General features: G+C 66.2%; 8 protein-coding genes and 2 pseudogenes. 7 read left to right on the top strand and 3 right to left on the bottom strand.

Features of this window, described 5'->3' with window-relative positions:
- Window positions 1-26: 26 nt before the first annotated feature.
- Both EAO76_RS43585 and murF read right to left on the bottom strand, forming a co-directional pair.
- Window positions 27-338: pseudogene (locus tag EAO76_RS43585) on the bottom strand (peptidoglycan bridge formation glycyltransferase FemA/FemB family protein); the annotation flags it as partial.
- A gap of 259 nt (window positions 339-597) precedes the next feature.
- The gene (murF, locus tag EAO76_RS43580; protein ID WP_148841725.1) at window positions 598-1980 is read right to left on the bottom strand and encodes a UDP-N-acetylmuramoyl-tripeptide--D-alanyl-D-alanine ligase; all 1383 of its coding nucleotides are present in this window, start codon (window positions 1978-1980) and stop codon (window positions 598-600) included.
- A gap of 437 nt (window positions 1981-2417) precedes the next feature.
- Between murF and vanH the strand changes: the two genes are divergently transcribed.
- The 4 genes from vanH to EAO76_RS43560 are packed head-to-tail and all read left to right on the top strand — an operon-like array spanning window position 2418 to window position 5734.
- Window positions 2418-3458, top strand: a complete 1041-nt coding sequence (gene vanH, locus EAO76_RS43575) for a D-lactate dehydrogenase VanH (protein WP_148841724.1) — start codon at window positions 2418-2420, stop codon at window positions 3456-3458.
- The gene (gene vanA / locus EAO76_RS43570) at window positions 3446-4486 is read left to right on the top strand and encodes a D-alanine--(R)-lactate ligase (protein ID WP_148841723.1); all 1041 of its coding nucleotides are present in this window, start codon (window positions 3446-3448) and stop codon (window positions 4484-4486) included. Before vanH ends, vanA begins: the two co-directional genes overlap by 13 nt.
- The gene (gene vanX / locus EAO76_RS43565) at window positions 4483-5091 is read left to right on the top strand and encodes a D-Ala-D-Ala dipeptidase VanX (protein ID WP_148841722.1); all 609 of its coding nucleotides are present in this window, start codon (window positions 4483-4485) and stop codon (window positions 5089-5091) included. The genes vanA and vanX overlap by 4 nt, the downstream gene beginning before the upstream one ends.
- A 58-nt stretch (window positions 5092-5149) precedes the next feature.
- The gene (locus EAO76_RS43560; RefSeq protein ID WP_148841721.1) at window positions 5150-5734 is read left to right on the top strand and encodes a hypothetical protein; all 585 of its coding nucleotides are present in this window, start codon (window positions 5150-5152) and stop codon (window positions 5732-5734) included.
- Between the two features lie 160 nt (window positions 5735-5894).
- Here the strand turns inward: EAO76_RS43560 and EAO76_RS47190 are convergent.
- Window positions 5895-6168: pseudogene (locus EAO76_RS47190) on the bottom strand (IS5/IS1182 family transposase); the annotation flags it as partial.
- A gap of 651 nt (window positions 6169-6819) precedes the next feature.
- On the opposite strand from EAO76_RS47190, the gene EAO76_RS43555 reads away from it, so the two are divergent.
- The 3 genes from EAO76_RS43555 to EAO76_RS43545 all read left to right on the top strand — a co-directional run bounded on the left by EAO76_RS43555 (window position 6820) and on the right by EAO76_RS43545 (window position 9744).
- Entirely contained in the window at window positions 6820-7680 is an 861-nt protein-coding gene (locus EAO76_RS43555; RefSeq protein ID WP_222872286.1) for an ABC transporter transmembrane domain-containing protein, read from the top strand.
- A complete protein-coding gene (locus EAO76_RS43550; RefSeq protein WP_316248432.1) occupies window positions 7569-8387 on the top strand; it encodes a cation:proton antiporter in 819 nt (272 codons plus the stop codon). Before EAO76_RS43555 ends, EAO76_RS43550 begins: the two co-directional genes overlap by 112 nt.
- Before the next feature lie 217 nt (window positions 8388-8604).
- Complete coding sequence (locus tag EAO76_RS43545; RefSeq protein ID WP_376301279.1) at window positions 8605-9744, top strand: lipid II:glycine glycyltransferase FemX; 1140 nt, start codon at window positions 8605-8607, stop codon at window positions 9742-9744.
- Window positions 9745-9800: the final 56 nt, after the last annotated feature.

Genomic DNA, 9800 nt, shown 5'->3' with positions numbered 1-9800 from the left:
AACTCAGGGAACCCGCACCACAAACCTCATAGTGTCACGACCGTCTCAATGGACTTGAAATCTTCCGCGTCGAATGCCTTACAAAGCAGGCGATTCAGCGGCAGATCGCATTCGCCGAGATACTCCAAGGCTTCGCCGCCGGTGCCGACCTTGAACTGGATCAGGCCCAGGTGCAGGAAGTTGCCGTCCACGGCGCCGGTGATGCCGCGCAGGTCGTGGACCGTACATCCGGCAGCCAGAGCATCAGTGATCATCTTCCGCTGCACGGCGTTCGACCCACATACCTCCCGTTCGGCCGTGGCGGAGGCGCCGTAGCTGTACCAGGCGTGTTCTCCGACCCGGGCCCGCAGCACTCCAGATGCGGGCCACCGCCGTCGACCCGATGCGTAGGGCGAAGGTGCCAGAGTGCTTCAGGTGGTCCACCAATGGGTCGAGCCAGCCGGCCAGATCATCCGAGGCCCAGTCGGTCACCGGCCCTTCGGGCAGGTACGCCAGCGATGTCTTGAACCCGGGCAGCCGCCACCGCAGGTTGGGTCGCGTTGGACGAGACGTGATCGCTCACCGTGATGGAACATACCCGAAAAGCCACAGCCGCTCCTACCTGTCGTCCATCGGTCGACCTACCAGCACATCGTGGGGTCCGGACGCGAGCGCGGTGGCGACCTTGTCGAGGCGCGCCCCGCGGGAGGCCTTGACGAGCACCACATCGCCGGCAGTGAGCCGACCGCGCAGCCACTCGACGGCCGCGGCGTTGTCGGCCAGCGCCACCGCCCGCTCTCCGGCACCGTCGGCGAGCGGCCGGGTGCCGACCGCGACCACCACGTCGGCCCGGGAGGCGGCGTACTCACCGATGGCGCGGTGCTCGGCCTCGTTGTCGTCGCCGAGTTCGAGCATTTCGCCGAGGACGGCGATGCGGCGCCCGCCCTCGATTGCCGCCAGCGCGTCCAGGGCGGCGCGGGTCGAGTCGGGGTCGGCGTTGAAGGAGTCGTTGAGCAGCGTTGCGCCGCCGACGAGGTCACGTAGTTCCAAGCGCCACTTCGACAGCGAGACCGTGGGCAGCGCTGCCGCGGCCCCATCGAGGGGAACGCCGGCCGCCAGCCCTGCCGCCGCGGCAGCCGACGCGTTGAGCGTCTGGTGAGTGCCCACGAGCGGCAGCCCGACGCGAGCCGAGGTGGCGGCGGTCCGCAGTGTGAAGGACGGCCGGGCGAGCCGGTCAAGGACTACGTCGAGTACGCGAACGTCGGCGTGTTCCGCCTGGCCGAACGTCAGCACCGGGCAGTCGGTGAGCGAGCGCATTGCGACCACCCGGGGATCGTCGGCGCTCAGGACCGCGGTGCCGCCGGGCGCCAGACCCTGCACCAGCTCACCCTTGGCCTGGGCGGTTGCCTCGCGCGACCCGAGATGGCTGAGGTGGGCCTGGCCGACGTTGAGGACGACACCGATGTCGGGCGCGACCAGGCCGGTGAGTTTGGAGATGTCGCCGATGCGGCGGACTCCCATCTCAAGGACGAGGAACCGGGTGGCCGCGTTGGAACGCAGCATGGTGAGCGGCACGCCGAGGTCGTTGTTGAGTGAGCCGATTGTGGCGATCGTCGGCGCGGCGCTCGACAGCACGGCCGCCAGTAGGTCCTTGGTGCTGGTCTTGCCGCGGGATCCGGTCACCCCGACGACAGTCAGCCCGTCGCGCAGCCGTGCCACGACGTGGGTGGCGAGCGCCTGCAACGCGGCCTTGGCGTCCTCGACCACGACGGTCGGTAGCGCCGTGGGCCGGGAGCCGAGCACGGCCACCGCGCCGGCCCGGCCGGCCTGGATGGCGTAGTCGTGGCCGTCGACGTGTTCGCCGGCGAAGGCCACGAAGAGGCCGCCCGGCTCGGCCTGCCGGCCGTCGAGCACGGCCGGCGCGGTCACTGTCACGGCGCCGTCGCCCTCGACCGTCCCGCCGACAACTGTGGCGATCTCACCGAGGCTGAGCGGGATCATGCCCGGACCACGCAAGGATCGGCGAAGCACATCAACAATCGTCCGGTCGCTGTGCTGGCGMTCGGGGGCGGGCTGGCGAAGTAGAGGATGGCAGAGGCTGATTCGCTGGAACTCATACCTTCCAGTCAAGAGAGCGTGGTGTTGCCAGCGTGTATGCAGTTTTCGATACGTCGACGATACGTTGCCGGCCGCTACAGGCGCAGGACGATGCTCGTCCTGATCTTCAAGGACGAGTCCCCAGCCCGTGGAGGTGCCGGCGACGCGAATGCACAACACGTTGCGTGTCGCCCGCAGAGCTCCGGTCGATCCCACGGGCGAAGCCAGCGCGGCCGACCAGCCGCATCCATGCTCGCGCAGGGTGTTGGCCGGCAACGTATCGTCGGCGTATCAAAAAATGCATACRCGCYGGCAACACCACGCTCYCTTGACTGGAAGGCATGAGTTTCAGCGGACCAACACGAGCAGCGGCGTGCAACACCCGAGCGCCAGCGTCGCCCTCACGGGCTGTCTCGGCAACGGGAATCACAGTCTATGGGTGCGAGCAGGACGAGGCCCTTCTATTCCGAGAAATGGCGCCTCGCCTTGGCATGGCGCCAACCATCACAAAGGAAGCGGTATCTGAAGCCAATACCGACCTGGCAGTCGGGAACCGATGCATCAGCATCGGCCACAAGACGCATGTCACCCGTGCCACACTCAGCGCACTGAGCCGCGCCGGTGTGGAGTATCTCTCCACACGAAGCGTCGGATGCAACCACATCGACGTGAGCTACGCGGACAGCGTCGGTATATCCGTCGGAAACGTGACGTATTCTCCCGACAGCGTTGCCGACTACACGCTGATGCTGATGCTGATGGCCGTGCGCCACGCGAAGGCCACCGTCCGCCGCACCGATGCTCATGACTACCGGCTGAGTGAGATACGCGGCAAAGAGCTGCGCGACCTGACTGTCGGAGTGGTCGGCACGGGGCGTATCGGCACAGCAGTCATCGACCGATTGCGAGGCTTCGGCTGCCGCGTGCTGGCCTACGACAATCGCCCCAAGACCCCCGCCCATTACACGCCGATCGACGAGCTTCTTCAGCACAGCGACATTGTCACGCTCCACACCCCGCTCACCGTAGAAACCCGCCATCTCGTCGATCGCCGACGTATCGACCAGATGAAACATGGCGCGTTCATCGTCAACACCGGACGCGGGCCACTCATCGATACCGAAGCCCTTCTATCGGCATTGGAGAGCGGCAGATTGGGCGGCGCGGCGCTGGACGTCCTCGACGGCGAAGAAGGAATCTTCTACACCGACTGCCGGAACAAGCCCATAGAGAACCGCCAGCTGTTGCGACTACAGGATCTGCCGAATGTGCTCATCAGCCCGCACACGGCCTATTACACCGACCACGCGCTGAGCGACACCATCAGAAACAGCCTCATCAACTGCCTCAACTTTGAAAGCGGGAAAACATGGACAGGTTGAAGATCGGCGTCATCTTCGGGGGCTCTTCCGAAGAACACCCCGTCTCCGTCAAGTCCGCCCAAGAGGTCGCAAAGAACCTCGACACCGGTAAATACGAGCCGTACTGGATCGGCATCACGCAGTCCGGTGCCTGGCAGCTCTGTAACTCCCCTGGCACAGACTGGGAGAACACCGACGCTCGGCCGGTCATGCTGTCACCCGACCGAAGCGTCCACGGACTGCTCGTCCTGGAACAGGACCGATTCGAAGTGATCCGTCTGGACCTCGTGCTGCCCGTCCTGCACGGCACACTCGGCGAAGACGGGGCGATCCAGGGCCTGTTGGAGCTCTCTGGCGTCCCCTATGCCGGCTGCGATATCCAGAGCTCTGCCATCTGCATGGACAAATCCCTGACCTACGCCGTCGCCAAGAGCGCGGGCATCGCCACGCCAAATTTCCGGGTGGTCGCGGAAGACGAGAAGGTCGACGCCGAACAGCTTCCTTATCCCGTCTTCGTGAAGCCGGCCCGTTCGGGCTCATCCTTCGGCGTCAGCAAAGTCGCCGGAGCAGAGGACTTACCGAGTGCGCTGGAGGCCGCACGGCAGTACGACTCGAAGGTCCTGATCGAAGAGGCCGTGGCCGGGAGCGAGGTCGGCTGCGCGATCCTGGGGGACCCATCCACCCCGATCGCGGGCGAGGTGGACCGCGTAGCCCTCTCCCACGGATTCTTCAGGATCCACCAGGAGGAGTCACCCGAGAGTGGTTCGGAGAACTCGACGTTCATCGTTCCCGCCGACATCTCCGAAGAATCGCGCCGGCTCGTCCAAGAGAGCGCCAAGGCCATCTACCGCACACTGGGCTGCCAGGGGCTTGCCCGCGTGGACGTGTTCCTCCAGGACGACGGCCGGGTGGTACTCAACGAAGTCAACACCTTTCCCGGCATGACCTCCTACAGCCGCTATCCCCGGATGATGGGCGCCGCAGGAATGCCGCTTTCCGACGTCATCGACCGGCTCGTGTCAATGACACTGCACCGGAAAAAGCGATGAACGGCGACTTCGGGTACCTGGACGAGCTGGTGCCCGGCATCCGTTGGGATGCCAAGTACGCCACCGGGGACAACTTCACCGGAAAGCCGGTAGACGGATATCTGGTGAATCGGATAGTCGGCACCAGAGCCTTGTGCGCAGCCCTGGGGAGAGCGCAGGAAAAAGCTGCGTCCCGCGGCTTCGGCTTGCTTGTCTGGGACGGATACCGTCCGCAACGCGCCGTCGACTGCTTCATGCGCTGGTCCGAACAGTCGGAGGACGGCCGGACAAAGCAGCGGCACTACCCCAATATCGACAGGTCCGAGCTTTTCGACAAGGGATACGTGGCTGCCAAGTCAGGCCACAGCCGCGGCAGTTCCGTCGACTTGACGCTCTACACCCTTGCCACCGGAGAAAATGCTTGCATGGGTGGTGACCACGACCTCATGGACTCGATCTCACATCATGGAGCAGCAGGAATAAGGCCCATCGAAGCGGAAAACCGCGAGCACCTTTGCTCCGTAATGGAGGACTGCGGATTTGCTCGCTACGCCTGCGAGTGGTGGCACTACACGCTGGAAAGCGAGCCTTACTCAGATGTCTATTTCGACTTTCCCATCACATGATGGAAGCCTCCCTTACGTCTCACAGTGGGGAAGCCTGGACCGGAACGACGAGGTCGTCATGCGGCGTGCCGCCCCATCCAGGATCGACGTCTTCCTGAGGCGCACCGATCCATCGCAACTGCACGACTGGACCTCCGACGGGTACCACTCGCGCGAGGAGTACCTGTTCTGGTCCCGCAAAGTCTGCGGCTTGGCATGTCTGCAGTCCCTGCTCCACGGCTGGACGGACACCCGACTGCTGATGCGTGAACTCCTTGCGCTGGCCCTCGACTGGGGTTGCTACGTGGTGGAACCCCAGGGCAAGGTCCAAGGACTGATATACCGGCCATTCATGGCTTGGGTCAGCTCACACTTCGGATTCAAATGCCAACTGGTCGAGAACACACCGATTCAAGCATCCGCCCGAGCGGTGCGCCCCGGGCAAGCCCTGATCGCTTCAGTGTCTCCTGAGATTCGCGACCCAAGCACCTGTAAACCCCGGCGGGGAGGGCATCTTGTGCTGGTTCATGAGGTCCATGGCGGGACGGTGCGGTTCCATAATCCGTCGGGCTACTCCCACAATTCGGACTCCACATCGCTGCCCATGCGCGTATTCGAGCGCTTCCACGCGGGACGAGGAATCCTGGTCAGTGTGACACCGTGAGGCCAGGCGAACCGGCACCGCGCGCCGCTGCGAGCGCACGATTGAGGGTCTGCTGAGCTGGCATCAGCCCGGCCCGGGCGGGCGCGGGAGGAGTGTGGTCCTTCACGGCCCGTCCTCCGAGCCGTGGTCGGCCTGAAAGAGCTCCAGTTGAGCTTCTTCGGCGCTGCCGCTGCGGGCTGGAGACCGTTTCGGCGATTGACGTTCTGCGGTGGGACTGCCACGGTATCTGCGGACGACCCGCCAGGACGTCAGGCGGGCGGCGCCGCGCTCGACCGGTGCCCGGGCCCGCCGGGGGCCCCGGTGACGCCCGCGCTCAGCCAGGGGCCGGCGCCCTGGGTCGGCGGGCTCGGCCAGGACGGAAACGGCTTGGCCCTCACAGATGCGGATGATCCGGTGAGTGCAGGCGCGGTCAGGTCGTGAGTCCGTCCCGACAGCGTGCGGGCGGAATACCCCACGACGGTCGCTGAGATGTACCACGGGGGTCGGGACGCCCCCCGTACACAGCCTTCTCCACACCCAGCTTCACCGGCCGGTCCGCGTTGCCGGACCGGTCCGACCCCTGCGGTACGGCGATCATCGGGGCCCTGTTCGCGGCGGTGCCTCACTGCAGTCGGGGCCGACCACTTCGGTGGTGGGCTGCATGACCCTCGGGATCAGGACCAGGGCTTGTTCCGGGCTGACCGGCATGAAGGTGAAAGCCGGCCGCCCGGTGACTGCCCGCACCTGCACCCCGTGCCGGCGGCGCGTGGGGGAGCAGTCCGCGCGTGAGACTGCGACCCGGTCGCACTCGGCGAGGGCGCCGCCCGGCAGAGGGTCGAGTACGGCAGGACAGATGACCAACGAGGCCCCCGGGCAGCATGATGGAGACATCAGACATCTCGATCAACAGCCCCGGGGCCTCGCTCGTGGCGGCTCGCAGACCGTCACTTGACGCGGCCACCTCGAAGAGGCTCACCGTCGGCAAAAGCGGGGTCACGTCACGGCGGCAAGCCGACGAGCCCCGGGGCGAGAGGGCGGGGGTGAGGAAGAGCGATGACGATCCCGATCCCTGACGGACCACGATCCACCCAGGGACGGTGCGCCGAGTGCTTGCCTACTTCCGCCCGCACATCCGCATGGTGGCGCTCCTCGTCGTAGTCGCCACGATGGAGGCGCTGATCGTCGCCGCAACTCCCTTGCTGCTGAGGGAGCTCGCCGACAACGGCATCGTCAAGAACGATCGCGGGGTCGTGATCTTGACGGCCTGCCGGGCCGTCGGCCTTGCCGTGCTGGGCGCGGGGTTGTCGCTGGTGTCCGCTTACATCTCCGGACGGATCGGGCAGGTGGTCAGCTACGACCTCCGGGTTCAGGCGCTCGACCACGTCCGGCGGCTGCCGCTCGCGTTCTTCACCCGCACCCAGACCGGGGTGCTGGTCGGCCGACTGCACACCGAACTGATCATGGCACAGCAGCAGTTCAGCGGCTTGCTGATGGCGGCCACCAGTGCGGTCATGGTCGTGGTGGTGCTGGCCGAGCTGTTCTACCTGTCGTGGCTTGTCGGCGTCATCACGCTGGCGCTGGTTCCGATATTCATCGTGCTCTGGGTTCACGTGGGGCGGGTGATACAGCGGCGCACCCAACGGCAGATGGACGAGAACGCCGGCCTCGGCGGACGGCTGCAGGAGCGGTTCAACGTACAGGGGGCGATGCTCTCCAAGCTCTTCGGCCGTCCGGACGAGGAGATGGCCGAATACGCGGATCGTGCCAATAGGATCCGCAAGATCGGCGTGAACCTTGTCGTCTGGGGCCGGATGGCCTTCGTGATGATGACGCTGATGTCCTCGCCTCTTCCGCTATTTTCACGTGCAGGCTGGAACCCTCACCGCAGAACTCCCGCCTGGGGCGGCTGTCCCTGGTCGCCGCCTCGATCGACGACGCGGCGGCCTGGTGCTTCCTGGCCGCGCTGACGGCCGTGCACACCGGTTCCGGGGCCGCTGACGCTCTGCCCATGATCGGCTACAGCATCCTGTTCACCGCCGTGATGCTGCTCGGAGTGTCCCAGCTGCTGCGGCCGCTGGCGCGGCACGTCGGCCGACAGGGCACGCTGAGCCCCGGCGTGATGTACGTCGTCGCCATCGTCCCGATCGTCTGCGGATACCTCACCGACCTGATCGGGATCTACTCGGTCTTCGGCGGCTTCATCGCCGGCCTGGCCATGCCCCGTGACCCGCAGTTCCGCCAAGCGCTGCACAGCCGGATGATGGATACCGTCTCCACGCTACTGCTGCCCGTCTTCTTCGCCCTGTCCGGCCTCACCACCGACCTGCGGAGCATCTCGGCCGACACCCTGCTGTTCGGCGTCGCCGCGCTCCTGGCGGGACTCGCGGGCAAATACTTCGGCAGCACCCTGGCCATGAAGACACTCCGCTTCAGTTGGCGCGAGGCATTCGCTGTGGGAGGACTGATGAACGCCCGCGGCATGATGATCATCATCTTCATCAACATCGGCTTGGCGCAGGGCCTGATCACCAAGCCGGTGTTCTCCGTTCTCGTCATGGTCGCCGTCATCACGAGCACCGCGGCCCTGCCGCTGTACCGCCGGGCGCTCCCGAAACACCTGGAGATGCACTCGGCAGCGAAGCGCCCACTCCGGCGCCGGCACCACGCCCCCTGACGACAACCGACATGCACTGATGTGCAAGTACCCGCCGGAGGCCCGGACCCATGGTCGGGCCGAGGACATCCCGGCAGCCACCGGCTGGTGGCGGCCAGAACCAGATAGTGAGCCGCCGGGTGGTGACATATCGTCGGCGTATCGAGAATCGCATACGCCCGGGCAACACCCTGCTGCATTGACTGGTGGCATGTCCTTCAACCCCTCCAGCGAACCAATGCGACCTGCAGCCCGGAATCCGGTCGTCAGGCCGATCAGCGCCGCCGAGCATATGGCGTTCGTGCGGGCCCAGCGGTCGGTCAGCTTTCTGCAGACCCCGGCGTGGGGCCGCGTCAAGACCGAGTGGCGCAGCGAGTCCCTCGGCTGGTTCGAGGGTCGGCGCCTGGTTGGTGCTGGGCTCGTACTGCACCGCCCGGTGCCGCGGCTCGACCGCTTCACGCTGGCGTATCTACCCGAGGGCCCGGTCATCGACTGGAGCGGCGAGATCGGTGCTTGGCTCGATCCGCTGGCGATCCATCTCAAGGCCCACGGCGCGTTCGCGATCCGGCTCGGCCCGCCGGTGCGCACACACACCTGGAGCGCCGCCCAGGTCAAGGAGGGCATCGCCGACCCGGGCAGCAAACGGCTCACCGACATCTCCGGCCACTGGGCCGACCCGGTCGGTGCCCGCGTGGCCAGCTGGTTCCGGGACGCCAGCTGGCTGCCGCAGAGCCCGGAGGACGGGTTCGGGGTCGGGCATCCACAGTTCAAGTACGAGATCCCGATGGTAGGCAGGACCGAGGACGAGCTGCTCAGGGGCATGAACCAGCAGTGGCGTCGCAACATCAAGAAGGCGGCTAAGGAGGGCGTCGAGGTCACGGTCAGCGACAGGGGCCCGGAGGACCTCAAGGCGTTTCACGACCTCTACGTCCACACCGCCGAGCGCGACCACTTCACACCCCGGCCGCTGCGCTACTTCGAGACCATGTTCGCGGCGCTGAGTGCCGAGGACCCCGAGCGGATCAAGCTCTACCTGGCCCGCCATCAGGGCGACTTGGCCGCCGCTACTCTCCTGGTCCGCGTCGGCACCCACGCCGTGTACGCCTATGGCGCCTCCTCCACCGCGAAGCGCGAGGTGCGCGGTTCCAACGCCTGCCAGTGGGCGATGATCCGCGACTCGCTCGCGGCCGGCTGCGACGTCTACGATCTGCGTGGCATCACCCCCACCCTCGACGCCGACGACCCGCACGTCGGCCTCGTCCAGTTCAAAGTCGGCACCGGCGGCCAGGCGATGCGGTACATCGGCGAGTGGGACCTGCCGCTGCGACCGATGGTTTACCGGGCCTTCGATCTCTATATGAGGCGGCGCGGACGCTGAACCGCACACACGACTCGATCGGTGCGGCGGTTACTGACTTCGGCTCGTCAGGGTGA

It is taken from the genome of Streptomyces sp. sk2.1 (genome assembly GCF_008120935.1).
Classification (GTDB): Bacteria; Actinomycetota; Actinomycetes; order Streptomycetales; family Streptomycetaceae; genus Streptomyces.
This window is presented reverse-complemented; position numbering and strand designations above follow the sequence as displayed.

Coding starts and splice junctions, on each gene's coding strand:
- murF (WP_148841725.1), bottom strand. CDS start 1,980: ATGATCCCGCTCAGCCTCGGTGAGATCGCCACAGTTGTCGGCGGGACG.
- vanH (WP_148841724.1), top strand. CDS start 2,418: ATGAGTTTCAGCGGACCAACACGAGCAGCGGCGTGCAACACCCGAGCG.
- vanA (WP_148841723.1), top strand. CDS start 3,446: ATGGACAGGTTGAAGATCGGCGTCATCTTCGGGGGCTCTTCCGAAGAA.
- vanX (WP_148841722.1), top strand. CDS start 4,483: ATGAACGGCGACTTCGGGTACCTGGACGAGCTGGTGCCCGGCATCCGT.
- EAO76_RS43560 (WP_148841721.1), top strand. CDS start 5,150: ATGCGGCGTGCCGCCCCATCCAGGATCGACGTCTTCCTGAGGCGCACC.
- EAO76_RS43545 (WP_376301279.1), top strand. CDS start 8,605: ATGCGACCTGCAGCCCGGAATCCGGTCGTCAGGCCGATCAGCGCCGCC.